Annotated in this window: 1 protein-coding gene; it reads right to left on the bottom strand. The window is 35.2% G+C overall.

Translation table 11 applies throughout. The features are described from left to right. Positions 1-33 precede the first annotated feature (33 nt). Positions 34-153 (bottom strand): hypothetical protein, encoded by a 120-nt coding sequence (locus V6255_RS19445; protein WP_425355963.1) that lies wholly within the window; start codon positions 151-153, stop codon positions 34-36. Between the last annotated feature and the right edge of the window lie 57 nt (positions 154-210).

Here is a 210-nt window from a genome sequence, read left to right as displayed (position 1 = left end):
GTGAGCATGTAATCGCCATTTATTCGCAGTAGCTTACTCAATAGTAACTAATAGAGGATTAACTAAACGATCGATCTCACCAAGCTTACGAATTGGTTGACGGACAACACGATCAATCTCATCGTGAAGATATGCGTTAGCAAAACGACCTATAATTTTTTAAATATAAGAGTTATGTGAATCACGTACAAAACCGTAACGATTAATTAA

Source organism: Psychromonas arctica (genome assembly GCF_038155225.1).
GTDB classification, from domain to species: Bacteria; Pseudomonadota; Gammaproteobacteria; order Enterobacterales; family Psychromonadaceae; genus Psychromonas; species Psychromonas arctica_B.
Note: the sequence above shows the minus strand (reverse complement) of the source record. Positions and strands in the feature narration are given on the sequence as shown.